The sequence below is a fragment of the Acetanaerobacterium sp. MSJ-12 genome (genome assembly GCF_018917875.1).
Taxonomy (GTDB): domain Bacteria; phylum Bacillota; class Clostridia; order Oscillospirales; family Ruminococcaceae; genus Bittarella; species Bittarella massiliensis.
Window position 1 is genome coordinate 38,066 of record NZ_JAHLPK010000002.1, and the last position, 19,316, is coordinate 57,381.

A 19,316-nucleotide genomic window follows, 5' to 3' on the forward strand; every position below is an offset into this window, starting at 1 on the left:
AATCCCCTCCTGTTTTGACTGGTCCGCCCAATGGGCGCAGTGCGAAACGGAAGGGAGGGAGGTGCAGCCGGCTGCCCTGTCCCCTGTGGGGGAGGTAGGCCCGTGGCTTTGCGTCCCGGCCTTTCGCCCGGTTTGCCCATCTGTTCAGTTGAAAATCGATATGTCTGTATTATAGCAAGTTTGGCGCTGCGAAACAACGGATATTATCCAAAAATAGTCGGCTTTTCACAAATTGTGAAAAAAGGCGGCGGAACTCGATCCGCCGCCCGAAAAGGGAATCGCTTTTCACCTGTCAGCCGCCGTAGACCCCCATGCTGCGGTACTTCTGGTACCGGTTGTCCAGCAGGGTGCGGGTGTTCTGGGTGCAGAGGGCCTCCAGCTCCCGCACCAGCACCTCCTTGACGGCGATGCAGGTCTTGGCCGGGTCGGTGTGGGCCCCGCCCTTTGGCTCGGGGATGATGCCGTCGATGATGCCGAAGCCCAGCAGGTCGGGGGCGGTCATCTTCAGCAGCTCGGCGGCCTGCTCCTCCCTGGAGGGGTCCTTCCAGAGGATGGAGGCGAACCCCCGCGGGGAGATGACCGAGTAGACGGCATTCTCCAGCATGTAGACCCGGTCGGCCACCGCCAGACCCAGGGCCCCGCCGCTGCCCCCCTCGCCGGTGATGACGGTGAGGACCGGCACCTTGAGGAACATCAGCTTTTGGATCGAGCGGGCGATGGCCTCGCCCTGGCCCCGCTCCTCGGCCCCGACCCCGCAGAAGGCGCCGGGGGTGTCGACGAAGAGGAGGACCGGCCGCCCAAACTTCTCGGCCTGGTCAAACAGCCGCATGGCCTTGCGGTACCCCTCGGGGTGGGCCATCCCGAAGTTGTAGCGGATGTTCTCCTCGGTGGAGTGGCCCTTGCGGTGGCCCACCACCGTCACGGCCCGGCCGTCCAGCAGGCCGATGCCGCCGTAGATGGCCGCGTCGTCGCCAAAGGCGCGGTCGCCGTGAAACTCGATAAAGTCCTCCACCAGGGCGGAGACGTACTGCTCCACGCTGGGGCGGTGGATATTTTTGATGAGCTGCATCCGCTCGTAGGCGGTTTTCGGTGCCATGGCGCGCCCTCCTTACTTGCTGTGAATGGCCAGGATCTTTTGCAGGGTCTCCCGCATCTCGGGGCGGGGGACGATCCGGTCCACAAAGCCGTGTTCGCAGAGAAACTCTGCCGACTGAAAGCCGCTGGGCAGCTTTTCGCCGATGGTCCCCTCGATGACCCGGCGCCCGGCAAAGCCGATGGTAGCCCGGGGCTCGGCGAGGATGATGTCGCCCTGCATGGCAAAGCTGGCGGTGACCCCGCCGGTGGTGGGGTCGGTGAGGACGGTCACGTAGAGCAGCCCCTCCTGGGAGTGGCGGCCCACGGCGGCGCTGACCTTGGCCATCTGCATCAGGGAGTAGATGCCCTCGTGCATCCGCGCCCCGCCGGAGGCGGTGAAGAGGATGACCGGCAGCTTTTTTCGGGCCGCGTACTCAAAGAGGCGGGCCAGCTTCTCCCCCACCACGCTGCCCATGGAGGCCATGAGAAAGTGGCTGTCCATCACCCCGACAGCGGCGGGGTGGCCGCCGATCTTCCCCACCCCGGTGACCACCGCCTCCTGCAGGCCGGTGGCGCTGCGCAGGTTTTCCAGCTTTTCGGAATAGCCCTTGAACTTGAGGGGGTTGCCGCTGCGCAGCTTGCGGTCGAGTTCGCGAAAGCTGCCCTCGTCGCAGGTCATGGCGATGCGGTCGTAGGCCGAGACCCGGCTGCAGTGGCCGCAGAGGGGGCAGACAAACAGATTTTTGGCGTAATTTTGCCGCAGCACTTCTTTTTTGCAGCGCTTGCAGACCACCACCTCTTTGGGGTCGCCCTCGTCCTTTTGCGGCTTGAGGAACTGCGAGACGGTGCGGGTCTTTTTGAACATGTCCAGGATCACGGTCTATTCCCCCTCTCCCTGGCGCGAAAACTGGGCCAGGAGGTCGCTCTTTTCCAAAAAGTTGGTGTCGAAGTTGCCGGTGGTAAAGGCCTCGGAACTGATGATGGCCATGGAGAGGTCGATGTTGGTGATGACCCCGTCAAAGAGGTATTCGGCCAGGGCGCGCTTCATCCGCGCCAGGGCCTGCTCCCGGCTCTCCCCCCAGACGATCAGCTTGGAGAGCATGCTGTCGTAGTAGGGGGGGATGGTGTAGCCCTGGTAGATGGCCGAGTCCACCCGCACCCCCGGCCCGCCGGGGACGTGCAGCCCCTCCACCGTGCCGGGGCGGGGGGCGAAGTTGTGGTAGGGGTCCTCGGCGTTGATGCGGCACTCGATGGCGTGGCCGTGCAGGGCGAGGTCTTTTTGGGCAAAGCCCAGCGCCTCCCCGGCGGCGATGCGGATCTGCTGCTCGATGAGGTCGAGGCTGCAGACCAGCTCGGTGACCGGGTGCTCCACCTGGATGCGGGCGTTCATCTCGCAGAAGTAGTAATCCCCCTGCCCGTCCACCAAAAACTCCACCGTGCCGGCCCCCCGGTACCCCGCCTGCTTGGCCACCGCCACGGCGGCGGCGCCCATCTCAGCGCGCTTTTCGGGGGTCAGCAGGGAGGAGGGGGCCTCCTCCACCAGCTTCTGGTGGCGGCGCTGGATCGAGCACTCCCGCTCAAAGAGGTGCACCGTGTTGCCGAACGCATCGGCCAAGATCTGAAACTCGATGTGCCGGGGGTCGGCCACGAACTTCTCGATGTAGACCCGTCCGTCGCCAAAGCTGGCGGCGGCCTCGGCGGCGGCCTCCATAAAGGCGTTTTTCAGCTCCTCCGGCTCATCCACCTTGCGGATGCCCTTGCCGCCCCCGCCGGAGGCGGCTTTGAGCATCACCGGGAAGCCGATTTCCCGGGCGATCCGCTCCACCTCCCGGTACTCTCCCACCGCCCCGTCGGAGCCGGGGGTCACCGGGACCCCGGCCTCCCGGGCGGTCTGGCGGGCAGCCACCTTGTCCCCCAGCAGGGAGATGGTCTTGCTGGAGGGGCCGATAAAGGCGATGCCGCAGTCCTCGCAGGCCTTGGCGAAGTCGGGGTTTTCCGAGAGGAAGCCGAACCCGGGGTGGATGGCCTCGGCCCCGCTGGCCTCGGCCGCCCCCAGCAGGTTGCGGATGTTGAGATAGCTGTCCTTGGCCAGCGGCCCGCCGATGCAGATGGCCTCGTCGGCCAGCTGGGTGTGCAGGGCCTCCCGGTCGGCGGTGGAGTAGACCGCCACGCTGGTGATGCCCATGTCCCGGCAGGCGCGGATGATCCGCACCGCAATTTCGCCCCGGTTGGCGATGAGAATTTTAGAAAACATAACGAGAGACCTCCATTGCGCTCGAATCAAATGGCTTGGCGAAGGCGTTTTTGCTACTGGATGGCAAAGGTCAATTCGCCCGAGGCGGCCTTTTTGCCGTTGACGTAGGCCACCCCTTTGCCGATGCCGATGGGCCCCCGGCGCTTGATGATCTCCACCGACAGCTCCAGGGTGTCCCCGGGGCGGACCGGCTCCTTAAAGCGCACCTTGTCCAGCCCGCCGAAGAGGCCGATCTTCCCCTTGTACTCGGGCAGGGAGAGGATGGCCACCGCCCCGGTCTGGGCCAGCGCCTCCATGGTAAAGACCCCGGGCAGGATGGGGTAGCCGGGGAAGTGCCCGTCAAAGAACACCTCGTCGCCGCTCAGGTGCATCCGCCCGACGGCCCGCACCCCGGGCTCGAGCTCGGTGATCTCGTCGATCAGCAGCATGGTGTTCCGGTGGGGGATGATCTCCTGGATCTGCTCTTTTGTCAGCAACACATCGCTCATATTGTCCGCTTCCTCTCCTCAAGGCGGGGCCCCCTCGGGGGCCCCGCGAAAATTTGCCAGGTCTTACTGAATGACCATCACCGTCTGGCCGTACTCCACCAGCTCGCCGTTTTGCAGGTAGATGCGGGCCACCTTGCCGTCGCAGGGGCTCTGGATCTCGTTGAGCATCTTCATGGCCTCGACGATGCAGAGGACATCGCCTTTTTTTACCTCCTGCCCCACGGTGACGAAGGGCTCGTCTTCGGGGGAGGGGGAGCTGTAATAGGTGCCCACGATGGGGGAGGGGACCGGCGTCCCCTCAATGGCGGGGGCGGCGGGCTCCTCGGCCGCGGGGGCGGGCTGCGGGGCCGCCAGAGGGGCGGGGGCAGCGGCCGCCGCGGGGACGGCAAAGACCGGCGGGGCAAACTCCGCCTTGAAGGAGAACTCTCCCAGGTGCAGTTCTACGGCCGTGGCCCCCTGGGCCTTGGCCTGAGAAAGCAGCTCGCTGGCTGCGCTTTGCGCTTCGCGAATATCCATGGCGTTTCCAACCTTTCCAAAAGGGGCGCGCGAGGGGGGAGGCCAGACGCTTCCCCGCGCCGAACTCTGCGGGACAGCCCCGCTCTTTTTTAGAGATACAATTTTACCGGTAGGCCCGGACGACGATGGTGGCGTTGTGGCCGCCAAAGCCCAGCGAGTTGGTCAGGGCCACCTCCACCGGGGTGTGCAGGGCCTCGTTGGGGGTGTAGTCCAGGTCGCATTCGGGGTCGGGCTCCCGGTAGTTGATGGTGGGGGGGATGACCCCGTCGCGCACCGCCAGGGCGCAGACCAGGGCCTCCACCCCGCCGGCGGCCCCCAGCAGGTGGCCGGTCATCGACTTGGTCGAGGAGATGTGCAGCCCCTTCGCCGCCTCGCCGAAGGCCAGCTTGACGGCGTTTGTCTCAAAGGCGTCGTTGATGGGGGTGGCGGTGCCGTGGGCGTTGAGGTAATCCACCTGCTCGGGGGTGACCCCGGCATCCGCCATGGCCAGCTGCATGGCGCGGCAGGCCGCCTCGCCCGAGGGGTCGGGGCTGGTGATGTGGTAGGCGTCGGAAGAGGCGCCGTAGCCGGCCAGCTCCCCGAGGATCTCGGCGCCCCGGGCCTTGGCGTGCTCCTCGCTCTCCAGCACCAGGATGCCGGCGCCCTCGCCCATGACGAACCCGGCGCGGCGGGCGTCAAAGGGGACCGAGGCGGCGTCGGGGTCCTCGGAGGTGTTGAGGGCGTGCATGTTGGAGAACCCGGCGATGGCCAGGGGGACGATGCAGGCCTCGGCCCCGCCGGCCACCATGCAGTCGGCGTAGCCGTGGCGGATCAGGCGGAAGGCCTCGCCGATGGCGTGGGCCCCGCTGGAACAGGCGGTCACCGGGCAGTAGCTGTCGCCCTTGGCCCCAAAGCGCATGGAGATGCGGGCCGCCGCCATGTTGGAGATCATGGTGGGGATGAAGAAGGGGGATACCCGTCCGGGGCCCTTGGTGAAGTACTTCTCGAACTCCTCGCAGAAGGTCTCCATCCCGCCGATACCCGAGCCCACGATGGTGCCGAAGCGGTAGGGGTCGGTGTTCTCGGGGGTGATGCCGCTCTGCTCCATGGCCTGGCAGGCGGCTGCCAGCGCGAACTGGCAGAACCGGTCCATCTTCCGGGCCTCTTTTTTCTCGATGTAGTCGGTGGGCTCAAAATCCTTGACCTCGGCGGCCAGGGTGGCCTTGAACCCCTCGGTGTCAAAATGGGTGATCTTGCCGATGCCGTTTTTGCCGGCAATCAGGTTTTTCCAAAAGGTCTCGATGTCGTTGCCGATGGGGGTGATGGCCCCCATGCCGGTGATCACTACGCGGTTCATACAAATCCTCCGTCTTTTCTGTCTGGATGGGGGCTACATGGCCAGCCCGCCGTCTACGATGAGAACCTGGCCGGTGATGTAGTCGGCCGAGGGGGAGCAGAGAAAGGCCACCGCCCCGGCAATGTCCTCCACGGTGCCAAAGCGCCCCAGGGAGATGGAGGCCTTGGCCCCCTCCACCACCTTTTCGGGCAGGGTCTGGGTCATGGCGGTCTCGATGAAGCCGGGGGCCACTGCGTTGCAGGTGATGTTCCGGCTGCCCAGCTCTTTGGAGATGGTCTTGGTCAGGCCGATGAGCCCCGCCTTGGAGGAGGCGTAGTTGGCCTGGCCGGCGTTGCCGTACACCCCGGCCACCGAGGAGATGTTGACGATCTTCCCCCGGCGGGCCCGGGTCATCCCCTTGGCGCAGAGTTTGCTCATGTAAAAGGCCGAGTAGAGGTTGACGTTGAGGACGGCCGAGAACTGCTCCGGCTTCATCCGCAGCAACAGCCCGTCCTTGGTGATGCCGGCGTTGTTGACCAGCACCGCCACCGGCCCGTGCTCGGCGGTGATCTCCTCCACCGCCTGCTCACAGGCGCCGTAGTCGGAGACGTCCCAGGGTTTGGCGACGACCTTTGCGCCCGCCGCCTCGCAGGCCTCAATGGTCTCCCGGGAGACCGGCAGGTCCAGCTCCTCCTGGGAGATGCTGTTGATGATGAGGTCAAACCCCTCTCTCGCCAGCCGCTTGCAGATGGCGGCGCCGATCCCGCGGGAGCCGCCGGTGACCAGCGCCAGGGGGCGCTTATTCTCGTGTTCCATTCTCAAAACCCTCGTTTCTTCTGGATGATCGGTTTGTCCACCCGCCCCGCCGACTGGCGGTGGGAAACGGGGCCGCCCCGGGCGATTCCCGGCGGCAAAACCTCTTTTCATTCTACCATAAAATTGGCAGAGGCAGTACCGGTTGCGCGAAAAGATGCAAAAAAAATTTACATTTCCCGGCAACCGCGGCGGCACGAAAAATGCTTCGATTGACAAACTAATTGTTTTTTATTATAATGGGGGCCACAGTGTTTGTCAACTTTTTCCCGATCCCCGCTGCCAAAAGGGCCTTGTTGCCGCCCTCTGCAGGGGGCTGTGGGGGAAGGCCGGCCGGTCGCAGCGCCGGCTCCCCTTTTATAATAGGAGGAATGAACGATGAGTCAAATCACCCTGCTGTTCCCCGGACAGGGCGCCCAATTCACCGGCATGGGGCAGGACCTCTGCCAGGCCTACCCCGAGGCAAAGGCGGTCTTCGACCTGGGCAGCCAGGTCACCGGCCGCGACCTGGCCGCCCTCTGCTTCGAGGGGGACGAGGCCACCCTGGCCAAGACCGAGAACGCCCAGCTCGCCATCTTCGCCCACTCGATGGCGGTGACCGAGGTGCTGCGGGCGAGAGGGGTCGCCTTTGAGGCGGCGGCTGGCTTCTCCCTGGGCGAGTGCAGCGCCCTCTGCGCCGCCGGGGCTTGCACCCTGGAACAGGGCTTTGCCCTGGTGGCCGCCCGCGGCCGCCTGATGGGGGAGGCGGCTGCCGCCCAGGGCGGCGCCATGGCCGCTGTCATGGGGCTGACCCCCGAACAGATCGCCGACTGCTGCCGGCAGATCGAGGGGTATGTGCTGCCGGTGAACTTCAACTCCCCGGCGCAGACGGTGATTGCCGGCGACCCGGCGGCGGTGGAGGCGGCCTGCGCCCGCTGTGCCGAGGCGGGGGCCTCCCGCACGGTGCCCCTCAAGGTCAGCGGGGCCTTCCACACCCGGTACATGGAGCCCGCCTCCGACGCCCTCTACGCCGAGCTGGAGGGGTTTGCCTTCGCCGACCCGGCCCTGCCGGTCTACGCCAACGGCACCGGGGAGCCCATCCCCGCCGGCGCCGACCTGCGCGCCCATCTGGCCCAGCAGATGAAGGGCCCGGTGCAGTGGGTCAAGACGGTGGAGAACCTGGTGCGCGACGGCCACCTGTTGGGGGCCGAGTGCGGCCCCGGCAAGGTGCTCACCGGCAACGGCCGCCGCATCAGCCGGGAGATGAAGGTGAAAAATCTGCAGACTGCGGCCGACGTGCAGAAGTTTCTCGACGAGCAGGCCTAAAACGGCCACACCCAACAGAGAGAGGAGGGGAGCGGGTGCCCTGTTCCCAGCAGATCAACCACTTTTTGACCGCCATCTTTCAAAATATCCTCTCGGTGGAGGAGGGGTTTGTCCACAGCGCCCTCAAGGACCGGCGGGTGACCATCACCGAGATCCACATCCTCGACCAGATCGGGCCCGAGGGGTCGCGGCGGATGGGGGACGTGGCCGAGAGCCTGGGGGTCACCCTCCCCACCCTCACCGCCTCGGCGGAGCGGCTCTGCCGCAAGGGGCTGGCGGTCAAAGCGCGCGACGGCGTCGACCGGCGGGTGGTCAATATCTCCCTCACCGACGCCGGGAGGGAGGTCTGCCGGCTGCACAGCGAGTTTCACCAGCGGCTGGTGGCGCGGGTCACCCAGGGGTTGGAACCCAGCGACCTGCCTGCCTTTACCCGGCTGCTGGAGCAGGTCAACGGCTTTTTTGAGGAGCTGTCTGCCGAGGGGGGCGCCCTCCTCAGCTGACGGGCCCTCCCCGGTCTCCCAGACCATTTGCTCTGTTCGGCCCTACCTCATTGCCGACATAGGCACAGTGAAACACGGCGACACAGTGGCTGCGAGTGCGGTCGCTGTGTCGCCGTGTTCGCGTGTTACAGTGCCGGGGGGCGAGGTGCCGACGGCTCTTTTGTTGTCGTCCGCTGCCGGTCTGTGCGGCAAAAACTTCCCTTTTTAACCGAATTGGCCTGTGAACGCCGGTCGACGCCCCGTGTGATCCCAGCGACCGCATTTTGTTAAAATGGTGTGAACTGGGGCAAAAAGACATTGGAAAAGGGTCAAAATGTGAGACTGTCTAACCGTTTTTGGTCAAAATTTTCATTTTTCCCTGTTTTTTCTGAAAAATGATTGACAGAAATGAATGGAGAAGGCTATACTGGAGTTCCAGACCGATCGCGCTTTCAGTAGAGACGCCGCGGTTTGGTATAAGACTGCAAGAGAGAGCGCCTGGGACAGAAATGCCCCAGGCGCTCTCTCTTGCTCCCTTTTTCTTGGGAAAAAGCGCCAATCGCTTCCCATCAAAACCGTCAAATGGGAGAATTGGGGCTGTTCGCCGCCCGCCTGCCCGCTGAAGTGGTATGATAAAGCCAAAGGAAGGGCACTTGTGGGACTTGTCGCCCGCTCCAATCACCTTTTAGGGGGGATAGATATGCTGCAGCTGTGCGGCGTCTGCAAAAATTTCCGAAAAAGACAGGTTTTGCGGGAGGTCTCCTGTGAGATCGGAGAGGGGGTTTACGGCCTCTTGGGCCCCAACGGCGCGGGGAAAACCACCCTGATGCGCTGTGTTGTCGGCCTCTACGGCCTGCAGGGCGGGCAGATCCTCTTTGACGGCAAAGATGTGGCAAAGGACGGTGGCATTGCCGGTCGCATCGGCTATCTACCCCAGAAGTTCGGCCTCTTCAAAGAGCTGAAGGTCTACAACATGCTGGAGTATTTCGCCACCCTCAAAAATATCCCCCGAGAGGGGCAGCGGGCGGCCATTGAAAAGAGCCTGGAGGTGGTCAACCTCACCGAGCGGGCAGGGGACCGGGTGGGGGCCCTTTCGGGCGGGATGATCCGCCGGTTGGGAATTGCCCAGGCGGTGTTGGGGGAGCCAGATGTGATCCTCTTTGACGAACCCACTGCCGGTCTCGACCCGGAGGAGCGGATGCGCTTCAAAAATATCGTCTCCTCCATCAAGGGCGGGCGGACCATCCTGATTTCCACCCACATCGTGGAGGACGTGGAGGCTGTGTGCGACCACATCCTGGTGATGGACGGCGGTGAAATCATCGCCTCCAGCACCGACGCCGAGGTGCGGGAAAAGGCCCGCGGGAAGGTGTTTTTACTCCCCGAGGCGGCGCAGCTGCCGGCGGGCAGCTTTGTGGAGAAGCGGCTGGAAGGGGAGGAAGGGACCCTGCTCCGGGTTTTGGCCCCCACCCCAGTAAAAGAGGGGCGGCCAGCTGAGCCCACTGTGGAGGACGGCTATATGGCCCTCATCAAAAAAATCTGACTGCCGGGCTGGCAGTTTATGAAAAACGCGCCGACAGCCGGTTGTGGCGGGGCGCGTTTTTCTCTATAATAGAGGGAAAAGAGGCGTCGCGGGAATCCTCTGCGGCGCGCCCTTTCTCTGCCGTTGGGCAGTGGGAAGGGGAGAGAGCGGGGTCGACGACGGCCCCGGGGAAAGGACGGAAGCGACATGGCCTACTATGTGGGGATCGACCTGGGAGGGACCAACATTGTGGCGGGGGTGGTGGATGAGCGCTGCCAAATCCTCGCCAAGGCGGAGACCAAGACGAGGGCGCCTCGCCCGGCGGAGGAGATCTGCGCCGACATGGCGGCCGTCTACCGCCAGGCGGTGGCGGCGGCCGGCCTCGCGGAGGGGGCGATCGACTGGATCGGCGTAGGCTCCCCCGGGGTGATCGACAAGGCGGCCGGCCAGGTGGAGCTGGCGGCCAATCTGGGCTTTCAAGGGGCGCCGGTGCGGCAACTGCTGCAGGCGCTCACCGGCAAACCGGTCTATGTGGACAACGACGCCAACGCCGCCGCCTACGGCGAGTTTTTGGCCGGGGTGGGCCGGGATGCAGACAGCCTGGTGATGATCACCATCGGCACCGGCATCGGCGGGGGGATCATCCTGGGCGGGAAGATCTGGTCGGGCTTTCGCTACGGCGGGGCCGAGCTGGGGCACATGGTCATCCGCGCCGGGGGGAGGCGTTGCACCTGCGGCAGAGAGGGCTGTATGGAGGCCTACTGCTCCGCCACCGGCCTCATCCAGACCACCCGCGAAGCCATGGAGGGGGCGCCGGACTCCCTCCTCTGGCAGCTTTGTGGCGGGCTGGACAGGGTCTCGGGGCGGACGGCCTTTCAGGCGGCCGACCGGGGCGACGCGGCGGCCCAGGCGGTGCTCGAGCGCTATATAGACGACTTTGCCTGCGGGGTGGCCAATGTCATCAACCTCCTTCAACCCGAGGTGATCGCCATCGGCGGCGGCATCTCCCGGGAGGGGGAGCGGCTGGTGAGCCCCATCCGGGAGCGGGCGCTGCGGGTGGTGATGTCCCGCCACTCCCCCCAGAACACCCGCGTCCTCCCCGCGGCCTTGGGGAACGACGCCGGGATCATCGGCGCGGCCTTCCTGGGCAGGGAGGGACAATAGGAAAAAAGGCGGTTTCGACTCTGCGATACCGCCTTTACTTTTGTGTGGGCCGATGATAGAATAGACAACGTGATTGCAAAAACGATGGAGGGGAGACGGGCTATGAAACAGGGGTTTGACCACGAGAAATACCTGCGGGAACAGTCGGAATTCATTTTGGAGCGGGTCAACAGCTGTGAGAAACTCTATTTGGAGTTCGGCGGCAAGTTGATGGAGGACATGCACGCCAAGCGGGTGCTGCCGGGATACGACCCCAACGCCAAGCTGAAGCTGCTGGAGAAGATGAAGGACCAGGTAGAGGTGGTCATCTGCGTCTACGCCGGCGACATCGAGCGCAACAAGGTGCGGGCGGATTTCAACATCACCTACGACATGGAGGTGTTCCGTCTCATCGACGACCTGCGCTCCTACCAGCTGGACATCAACAGCGTGGTCATCACCCGCTACGAGCAGCAGCCGGCGGCCACCCAGTTCATGAACAAGCTCAACCGCCGGGGGATCAAGACCTATATCCACCGGGCCACCAAGGGCTACCCCACCGATGTGGACACCATCGTCAGCGACGAGGGGTACGGCGCCAACCCCTATATCGAGACCCAAAAGCCCATTGTGGTGGTCACTGGCCCCGGGCCGGGCAGCGGCAAGCTGGCCACCTGTCTCTCCCAGCTCTACCACGACTACCGCCGGGGGCAGCCCGCCAGCTACTCCAAATTTGAGACCTTCCCCGTCTGGAACGTCCCCCTGAAACACCCCCTCAACGTGGCCTACGAGGCCGCCACTGTGGATTTGAAGGACGTCAACATGATCGACTCCTTCCACTACGACGCCTACGGCGTGCTGGCGGTCAACTACAACCGGGATATGGAGATGTTCCCGGTCATCAGCCGGATCATCGAAAAGATCACCGGCAGTCAGCTCTACCGCTCCCCCACCGACATGGGGGTCAACCGGGTGGGCTTTGGCATCACCGACGACGAGGTGGTGAAGGAGGCCTCCCGACAGGAGATCATCCGCCGCTACTTCAAGACCGCCTGCGAGTACAAGAAGGGGACCCTCGACCAGGAGACCTTCCACCGGATGGACGCCATCATGAAGGCGGCCAACCTCAAGCCGGAGGACCGCACGGTAGTGGTGGGGGCCCGCAAGTACGGGGCCCTGAAAAATGCCGATCTGCCCGAGGGGGAGAGCTGCTCGGTGGCCGCCATCGAACTGGCCGACGGCAAGATCATCACCGGCAAGTCCAGCGAGATGATGAGCGGGTCGGCGGCGGCTGTCCTCAACGCCATCAAGTACCTGGCCCATCTGGCAGACGAGATCCACCTCCTCTCCCCCATGATCCTGCAGCCCATCATCAACCTCAAGAGGGGGACCCTGCACAGCCGGCGCACCGCCCTCAGCTGCGAGGAGATCCTCATGGCCCTGAGCGTCTGCGCCGCCACCAACCCGGTGGCCCAGGCGGCGCTGGACAAGCTCTCCCTCCTGCAGGGGTGCCAGGCCCACACCACCGCCATCTTGAGCCAGAGCGATGAACAGGTCTACAAGAAGTTGGGGATGGACGTGACCAGCGACCCCGAGTTTCCCTCGGAAAATCTCTATTACATGTGAGATAGAGGAGAAAAAGCCCCCGGCAGACAGCTGTCTGCCGGGGGCTTTTGTAGGTAGGGTTACATGTTGTAGACCGGGTCGATTTGCTTGAGCTCGTTGAAGGTGTCGATTTCGACGATGTCCCCTTCAAAGCAGGGGCGGACGTCGACCGCGTAGTTTTTGGAGAAGACGCGCAGGGCGACCTCATCCCAGTATTTCTCCTTGCCGCCGGGCATCTGAAAGGTCTCTTCCAGGTCGTGGCAGAGCTGGGCGCCGTCTTTTTGGTCCCAGTAGGAGATGCCATACATGTGGTAGCAGTTGCGCCCCCCCACCATCAGCTGGCGGATCTTGCCCCGCTTGACTTCAAAGCACCAGTCGTCGGTGTACTCCTTGAACATCCCCAGGTAGTTGGAGGAGTACTCGTATTTGCGGATCAGCCGGGGGTTGCTCAGCAGCAGGTCGGCCTCGCAGACATAGGCGTTTTGCAGCAGGTCTTTGGCCAGATAGGCCGAAGAGATGTTGTTGGACTCGTTGAAGAGGGGGTTGTAGACAAAGCGGATCTGGGGGTATTTGTGAAGAAGGCTGTCAAATTGCTCCCACAGATAGCCTCTCACCACCACGATTTCGGGGATGCCCGCCTCGACAATGGCGTCCAGCAGGGTTTCAATGATCATCTTCCCGTGAACGCGGACCAGGGGTTTGGGGGTGTTGAGGGTGATGGGGACCATCCGCGAGCCAAAACCGGCGGCGATGATGACGGCGCGCTTGACCCGGTAGGGCTCCAGCGCCTCCATCCCCAGCTTGGTGATCTGCAGCTCCTTTTTATCGGTCTGGCGGATCAGGCCCATCTCCCCCAGCTCGGCCAGGGATTTGTTGACCATCCCCAGGGAGAGCATGGTGTCGTCTGCGATTTTTCGCTGGGGCAGCTTTTTGCCCCCCTCCCGCTCGATGTAGGAGAGGATTTCAAACTCATTTTTTTTGATGTTCATGAACAGCGTTCCTTTATTCTTTACTTGGCGTATTGGCGCTTGCAGTACGATTTTACCAGAGAGATGACCCCTTTTGCAACAACATTCGACAGGAGGATGACCAGGGAGATAAAGGCGGCGGCCTCAAACATCATGCTGCTCTCCATCTGGTTGATCATCAGGGAGAGGGGCATGGTCTGGGAGCTGTACAGGAAGGCCACGGCGGAGATGGTGATCATCGAGTTGACAAAGAAGTAGCCGAACATCTCGGCGATGGTGTCCAGAGTGCAGGGGACAAAGACGTTCCAGAGCAGCCGCACCCGACCGATCCCCAGGGTTTTGCCCACGTCCTCAAAGTTGGGGTTGAGCTTTTTCATGGCGTTGTGGGCCATCATATAGGGGGAAGAGAAGAAGTGGATGATGTTGACAAACACCAAAATGAGCAGGGTACCCTTTAAAAAGCTGTTGCTGAAGCAGATGACATATCCCAGACCCAAGACGATGCCGGGAATGGCCAGGGAGGCGATGGCGGTCAAGTGGAGCACCTTGGAGACGAGGGCGTTTTTGGTGCGGGCGGTGGTGTAGGCGGTGACGTAGCCCACCACCGTGCCGATGGCTGCCACCAGCAGGGAGATGATGAGGGAGTTGCGGAAGTACCCCCCCATTCCCCGGGAAAAGACCGTCTGGACGTGCGACCAGGTGAAGGTCAAGTCATAGGGGTATTTGGTGAGAACAGTCATGACGGCGAACGAGCCGATGACCAGCAGCACAAAGCCAATGACCAGAATGCAGAAGACCCCCAAAAGGGTATCCCGCAACCGGTTTTTCTTGACGTGCAGCCGCTTGGTGGCAAACCCTAGCCCCTCGCTCTCCTTCTTGCGCAGATCCAGCAAAAAGGTGATGACTGCGGGTAGGAGGAGGATAAAGCCGATAAAGGCGCCCTTGGAGAAGTTGAGCAGGCCGATGACCTCGGTGTAGAGGTAGACCGGCAGGGTCATGAAGCGGCCGCCCACCGCCAGGGGGACGCCGTAGTCGGTAAAGACCATGGTGAAGACCGCAAAGACGGCGGAGACGAGGGGGCGCTTCATGTAGTACATGGTGACGGTGAAGAAGCGGTTGACAGGGGGGACACCCAGCACCTCCGCTGCCTCATAAGGGGTGGCGTCCACGTATTTCATGGCGTCCGAAAGCATCAAAAAGGCCACAGGGAAGGAGTAGAGGATGGACCCCAGAAGGATGCCGGTGAACCCGTAGAGGCCGCTCTCCACCCCCAACAGCTTGGTGAAGAGGCCATTGTAGCCAAAGAGGTTGGTGAGCCCCAGGCCGTGGGAGATGGAGGGGATGAGCATGGGCAGGGTGGCCAAAACGGTGATGAGCCGTTTGCAGGGGATGCGGCTGCGGTTGACCGCCAGGGCCAGCAGATAGGCGATCAGCACCGAAAGAACGGTGGCCGCCAGGGTGACCGACAGGGAGTTGAGGACGGTCTTTCCAAACTGAGGATTTTTGAGGATGCCGCCGATGGCGCTGAGCTTGACCTTGCTGAACATGGCGGCCAGGGGGAGAAAGACGGTGATGGCGAAAAAAGCAATCAGAAGGAATTTGACGGATTTGGAAAACATGCGACTCTTAGCCATATCCCTACACCCCGGCGCTCTCCTGGATGGAGCGGATCTTCTCCTCCAGGTGGACGGTCACAAAGCTGTGAACAAAATCGTTGGCGGGGTGGTGGTAGACCTCTTTCGGGGTGTCCAGCTGCAGGATTTTGCCGCCCTCCATCACCATGATGCGGTCGGACATGGAGAAGGCCTCCTCCTGGTCGTGGGTGACGTAGATCATGGTGATCCCGAATTTGGCTTGAATGTCTTTGATCTCCCGCCGCAGGGTGAGGCGGTTGGCGGCGTCCAGGGCCGACATGGGCTCGTCGAAGAGGACGATGTCGGGGCTGAGGGCCAGGGTGCGGGCGATGGCCACCCGCTGCTGCTGCCCGCCCGAGAGCTTGTGCGGCTTTTTGTTCAGCTGTTCGCTGAGGCCCACCTTCTCGATGATGTCCAGGGCAATGTCGCGGGCCTGTTCCCGTCTGGCTGGGTCGAATTTCAGGGCGTACATGACATTTTGCAGGACGGTCATGTTGGGGAATAGGGCATAGTTTTGGAAGACAATCCCCATCCCCCGATCGGACGGGTGGGCCGAAGAGATATCCCTTCCGTCCTTGTAGATGCTTCCCCCGTCAAATCCCTCGATGCCGATGAGGATGCGCAGCAGGGTGGTCTTTCCGCAGCCAGAGGCCCCCAGGATGGAGAGAAACTCGCCGTCGTTGACGGCGAAGCTGACGTCTTCCAGTACCGGCTTGCCGCCGAATGACTTGGACAGGTGTTCGATGGACAGTTTGGTTCCCATAGCAATTCCTCTTTTTCTTCTCTTTGTTTACGAGTAATACCACCCGTCCAGCAGCTCCATCTTGAGGGCCGAGTCGGCGATGGTGGACATGTTGCCGGAGGGGAGGTCGGCAGGGTAGTTGGGCAGTTTCAGCTCCTGGTCTTTGAGGATCTTGCCGGGACTGAAATAGGCCTTGTCATAGGGGGAAAATTCCTCGTTGAGAAAGCGGAAGACCGCCTGTACGTCGGGATTTGTCTCGCGCCCCTTGATGATGCCGAAACTGGTGGTGTTGTAGGGCGTTCCCTCTGCGGGAGCGATGATTTTTAAGGGCGCCCCCTTGGTGATCTGTTCGGCTGCCTGGAAGACCATGCCCAGACCGATGGCGGCCTCTCCCTGATTGAGCACCTTGATGGGCCCTGACCCCGATTGGGTAAATTGGCGAATATTGACCTGCATCCGGTCCACATAGGACATGGCTTCTTGGGGTCCCATATCGTTGTACCACTGATTTAAGAACATATAGCCGGTGCTGGAGGTTTTGGGATTGGGCATGATGATCTGATTTTTGTAGATGGGGTTGCAGAGGTCTTCATAGCTGTGGGGTTCGGGAAGTCCCTTTTCCGCCAAAACATCGGTGTTGACAATAAAAGCACCTTCGAATTTTTCCCAGATGAGGTAGCGGGAGTCGGCGCCATTGACCCCGGGCAGGTACCGGTCGGTGGAGACGTCAATGGTGCTCAAGTCCGCCAGGGAGTCACAGATCTGCTCGATCGAGGCGGTCTCCATCCCCAGGACGATGTCGGCCTCGGTGTTGGTGCCCTCCGCCTTGATTTTGGCGGCGCTGTTCCCGGTCGCGATCTGCTGCACAGTGACCTTTAAGTCGGGGAACTTCTCTTCGAGCTGTTTTTCCAACTCGATGTTGCGGTAATCCTCCATAGAGGAGTAGATGACAACACCTGATTTTGGAGATGTATTTGAACGCCCACACCCTGTCAGCGGAAGTAGACAGAGGGAGAGCGCACAGCAAAAAATACCCACTCGTTTAAGCAAACGCAAAATAAAATCCCCCTAAATCGTTCAGTTTCTACATAATACTACGCAGATATGAACGATTCAAGGGGATTTGCAAATTTGTTCAATTTTTTATAAAACATGTGACAAATTGGACAAGTCAATGAAAGCTCATTCGACATTTTTCGCCAAAGCGGCAAACGAATCAAGAGACCCGTTTCTGGGAGACAGACTCCTCCTGTGCGGGGACAGCGGTGGTGGGGGCGGATACCTCGTCCCCCTCGGCGTAGTTTTTGCGGGTGAAAACCACATAGACGGTCATAAAGAGGATCTTTAAGTCCTGCCAGAGGGAGAAGTGGCGCAGGTACTCACAGTCCATGGCCACCTTTTTGTCGTCGTCCACCAGGTCGCGGCCGTTGGTCTGGGCAAGGCCGGTGATCCCCGGGCGCAGCTGGTAGACCCCGAAGCTGTGGCGCAGTTGATGGGTGTAGGACTCGGTCACCACCAGGGGGCGGGGGCCGACCAAGCTCATGTCGCCCCGCAGCACGTTCCACAGCTGGGGCAGCTCGTCAAGACTGGTGCGCCGCAGCACCTTGCCCACCCGGGTGATGTACTCGGTGGCGTTTTTCAGCTCCGCCGTGGCCACATTTTTGGGCGCTTCGGTGCTCATGGAACGGAATTTGTAGACGCAAAAGACCTTCCCGTCCTTTCCCACCCGTTTCTGGCGGAAGATGGCGGGTCCCCTGGAGTCGAGCCTGACCGCCAGTGCGGTGAGAAGCAGCAGCGGACAAAGGAGGATCAGGGCCACAGCCGAGAGGAGGATGTCCAGCAGGCGCTTGAATGCCGCATACACGCGCTGAGCGGGGGTGAGGCGAGGGGATCGTGCAGCCGAAAACGCAGGCGCGGGCGAGAGCCTCTGCGAATCGGTCCCCTGCGCGAGATTTTCAGTGTTGTCCATATGAAAACCCCCAACAAAATAAAAGCTAAACTGATTTACAAATTATGGTTTTTCGTTCGCAAAAAAGTTCTGTAAAAAAGGCACAAAAAGCCACTTGGTTTTTGGCCAAACTGGCTTTTTTTGTGCCGATTAAAGGGTGCTTTTTTTTGAACGAAAACGCATACGATCTTTTCTTTTAATATTATACCGTAAAGGCTTTTTTTCGTCAAATGGGAGAATCCGGCGGCTTCGGGAATGATTGTATCCCTCTGGGCATAGAGATGTACCAATATTGACGCGACGGCCAACGAGAGCCGTGAGAGGGTGAGTGCGTGAAGGGGAATGTGGAAGAGCGGGCCATCTCGCTGGGCAACTTTATTGTGGAGAACAAGACGACGGTGCGGCATGCGGCCAAGGCCTTTGGGGTGAGCAAGTCCACGGTGCACAAGGATGTGTCCGACCGGTTGAAAAAGCTCAACCCCGCCCTCTGTCGAGAGGTCAAAAAGGTGTTGGAGATCAACAAGCAGGAGCGGCATATCCGGGGGGGCCTTGCCACCCGACACAAATACCAGGTGCTAAAGGAAGAGGAGGAGTGACCCCCCTCCCTCCACACTGCGGCAAAAAGAGAGGCCTGTCAGCTGACAGGCCTCTCTTTTTAAAAAGGGCAGTATGATTCGCTGTTTTCTGTGCACAAAAAATAGCGGGGGGACAGCCGGAGTTATTTGGAGAAATAAGCTGCGGGGTCCACGTAAGCGCCGTCTTTTTTGAGCTCAAAGTGCAGGTGGGTGCCGAGCTTGCTCTCCCCGGGGATGGACTGGGCCACCGTGCCGATGACGTCGCCGCTCTTGAGGGTCTGCCCCTCTTTGACGGTGACCTTTTGGGACAGGGACTTGTAGATGCCGGTGGCGCCGCCCTCAAACTGGATCTCCACCACGGTGCCCCAGATGTCGTCGTCCCGCACCGAGGTCACCTTGCCGTTTTGGCAGGCTTTGACCTGTGCCCCGGCTTCGGCCTTGATGTCGATGCCGTTGTGGGTGCGCCAGTCGCCCAGGGTCTGGTCCTTGATCACCTTGCCATCAGAAAAGGGGTTAACGGTCTCGCCAGAGATGGGCGAGACAAAGACCCCATTGGACGCAGTCTGCTGCGATGCGGGTTCGCTTTGCTGCCCGGCAGAAGCGGGCGAGGAAGAAGAGCCCTGCCCCTGCGAGGACGAGGTACTTTGCGAGTTCGACGCGGCGGAGGACGACTTGGGTTGAGAGGTCACCGGCTTTTCCACCACCTCTGTATCGGATGAGTCCCATGAGGGCACCTCCTGGTTGATTTGACTTTGGGGGTCGCCGCTCTGAACGGCGTTTTGAATCAGCGCCCAGGAGGCCAGCCCGGCCCCCAGCAGACAGACCGCCAGAGCGACGTAGAACCCCTTGCCCCGAAGCCATTTTTTCAGGCGGGGCTGGTTGTAGCGTGGGTTTTGCATGTTTTTCACCTCCGACAGTAGTCTTGACAGCCAACT

19 protein-coding genes and 1 riboswitch are annotated in these 19,316 nt (G+C 61.8%); of the genes, 6 read left to right on the top strand and 13 right to left on the bottom strand.

Features of this window, described 5'->3' with window-relative positions:
- Positions 1-59 precede the first annotated feature (59 nt).
- A riboswitch (cyclic di-GMP riboswitch) is annotated at positions 60-147 on the bottom strand.
- 145 nt (positions 148-292) lie between these two features.
- The 7 genes from KQI11_RS02205 to fabG all read right to left on the bottom strand — a co-directional run bounded on the left by KQI11_RS02205 (position 293) and on the right by fabG (position 6,463).
- On the bottom strand, positions 293-1,096 hold the full coding sequence (locus KQI11_RS02205) for an acetyl-CoA carboxylase carboxyltransferase subunit alpha (protein ID WP_216400932.1): 804 nt from the start codon (positions 1,094-1,096) through the stop codon (positions 293-295).
- Between the two features lie 12 nt (positions 1,097-1,108).
- A complete protein-coding gene (gene accD / locus KQI11_RS02210; protein WP_353653896.1) occupies positions 1,109-1,951 on the bottom strand; it encodes an acetyl-CoA carboxylase, carboxyltransferase subunit beta in 843 nt (280 codons plus the stop codon).
- Between the two features lie 3 nt (positions 1,952-1,954).
- Positions 1,955-3,328, bottom strand: a complete 1,374-nt coding sequence (gene accC / locus KQI11_RS02215; protein ID WP_216400933.1) for an acetyl-CoA carboxylase biotin carboxylase subunit — start codon at positions 3,326-3,328, stop codon at positions 1,955-1,957.
- A 53-nt stretch (positions 3,329-3,381) separates the two neighbouring features.
- Positions 3,382-3,816 (bottom strand): 3-hydroxyacyl-ACP dehydratase FabZ, encoded by a 435-nt coding sequence (fabZ, locus tag KQI11_RS02220; protein ID WP_021658226.1) that lies wholly within the window; start codon positions 3,814-3,816, stop codon positions 3,382-3,384.
- Between the two features lie 63 nt (positions 3,817-3,879).
- Positions 3,880-4,332, bottom strand: coding sequence for an acetyl-CoA carboxylase biotin carboxyl carrier protein (gene accB / locus KQI11_RS02225; protein WP_185915985.1), 453 nt, complete (start codon positions 4,330-4,332; stop codon positions 3,880-3,882).
- Positions 4,333-4,435: 103 nt separating this feature from the next.
- The gene (fabF, locus tag KQI11_RS02230) at positions 4,436-5,668 is read right to left on the bottom strand and encodes a beta-ketoacyl-ACP synthase II (RefSeq protein ID WP_185915984.1); all 1,233 of its coding nucleotides are present in this window, start codon (positions 5,666-5,668) and stop codon (positions 4,436-4,438) included.
- 33 nt (positions 5,669-5,701) lie between these two features.
- Entirely contained in the window at positions 5,702-6,463 is a 762-nt protein-coding gene (fabG, locus tag KQI11_RS02235) for a 3-oxoacyl-[acyl-carrier-protein] reductase (protein ID WP_216400934.1), read from the bottom strand.
- A 375-nt stretch (positions 6,464-6,838) separates the two neighbouring features.
- On the opposite strand from fabG, the gene fabD reads away from it, so the two are divergent.
- The 5 genes from fabD to KQI11_RS02260 all read left to right on the top strand — a co-directional run bounded on the left by fabD (position 6,839) and on the right by KQI11_RS02260 (position 12,535).
- Complete coding sequence (fabD, locus tag KQI11_RS02240; RefSeq protein WP_185915983.1) at positions 6,839-7,765, top strand: ACP S-malonyltransferase; 927 nt, start codon at positions 6,839-6,841, stop codon at positions 7,763-7,765.
- Positions 7,766-7,800: 35 nt separating this feature from the next.
- Positions 7,801-8,265, top strand: coding sequence for a MarR family winged helix-turn-helix transcriptional regulator (locus KQI11_RS02245; RefSeq protein ID WP_185915982.1), 465 nt, complete (start codon positions 7,801-7,803; stop codon positions 8,263-8,265).
- Between the two features lie 679 nt (positions 8,266-8,944).
- Positions 8,945-9,787, top strand: coding sequence for an ATP-binding cassette domain-containing protein (locus KQI11_RS02250; protein ID WP_216400935.1), 843 nt, complete (start codon positions 8,945-8,947; stop codon positions 9,785-9,787).
- Positions 9,788-9,973: 186 nt separating this feature from the next.
- A complete protein-coding gene (locus tag KQI11_RS02255; RefSeq protein ID WP_216400936.1) occupies positions 9,974-10,930 on the top strand; it encodes an ROK family protein in 957 nt (318 codons plus the stop codon).
- A gap of 102 nt (positions 10,931-11,032) precedes the next feature.
- Positions 11,033-12,535 (top strand): DUF1846 domain-containing protein, encoded by a 1,503-nt coding sequence (locus KQI11_RS02260; protein ID WP_185915979.1) that lies wholly within the window; start codon positions 11,033-11,035, stop codon positions 12,533-12,535.
- Between the two features lie 59 nt (positions 12,536-12,594).
- Here KQI11_RS02260 and KQI11_RS02265 read toward each other — a convergent pair whose 3' ends face one another.
- The 5 genes from KQI11_RS02265 to KQI11_RS02285 form a co-directional block, all read right to left on the bottom strand.
- The gene (locus tag KQI11_RS02265) at positions 12,595-13,503 is read right to left on the bottom strand and encodes a sugar phosphate nucleotidyltransferase (RefSeq protein ID WP_185915978.1); all 909 of its coding nucleotides are present in this window, start codon (positions 13,501-13,503) and stop codon (positions 12,595-12,597) included.
- A 20-nt stretch (positions 13,504-13,523) separates the two neighbouring features.
- The gene (locus tag KQI11_RS02270) at positions 13,524-15,116 is read right to left on the bottom strand and encodes an ABC transporter permease subunit (protein ID WP_185915977.1); all 1,593 of its coding nucleotides are present in this window, start codon (positions 15,114-15,116) and stop codon (positions 13,524-13,526) included.
- 4 nt (positions 15,117-15,120) lie between these two features.
- Complete coding sequence (locus KQI11_RS02275) at positions 15,121-15,879, bottom strand: ABC transporter ATP-binding protein (RefSeq protein WP_185915976.1); 759 nt, start codon at positions 15,877-15,879, stop codon at positions 15,121-15,123.
- 27 nt (positions 15,880-15,906) lie between these two features.
- Positions 15,907-16,794 (bottom strand): extracellular solute-binding protein, encoded by an 888-nt coding sequence (locus tag KQI11_RS02280; protein WP_216400937.1) that lies wholly within the window; start codon positions 16,792-16,794, stop codon positions 15,907-15,909.
- A 280-nt stretch (positions 16,795-17,074) separates the two neighbouring features.
- Positions 17,075-17,827, bottom strand: coding sequence for a sugar transferase (locus KQI11_RS02285; protein WP_216400938.1), 753 nt, complete (start codon positions 17,825-17,827; stop codon positions 17,075-17,077).
- Between the two features lie 311 nt (positions 17,828-18,138).
- On the opposite strand from KQI11_RS02285, the gene spoIIID reads away from it, so the two are divergent.
- Positions 18,139-18,402, top strand: coding sequence for a sporulation transcriptional regulator SpoIIID (gene spoIIID / locus KQI11_RS02290; RefSeq protein WP_185915973.1), 264 nt, complete (start codon positions 18,139-18,141; stop codon positions 18,400-18,402).
- 122 nt (positions 18,403-18,524) lie between these two features.
- Here spoIIID and KQI11_RS02295 read toward each other — a convergent pair whose 3' ends face one another.
- Positions 18,525-19,280: a M23 family metallopeptidase gene (locus KQI11_RS02295; RefSeq protein ID WP_216400939.1), complete on the bottom strand. Its 756-nt coding sequence runs from the start codon at positions 19,278-19,280 to the stop codon at positions 18,525-18,527.
- Positions 19,281-19,316 lie beyond the last annotated feature (36 nt).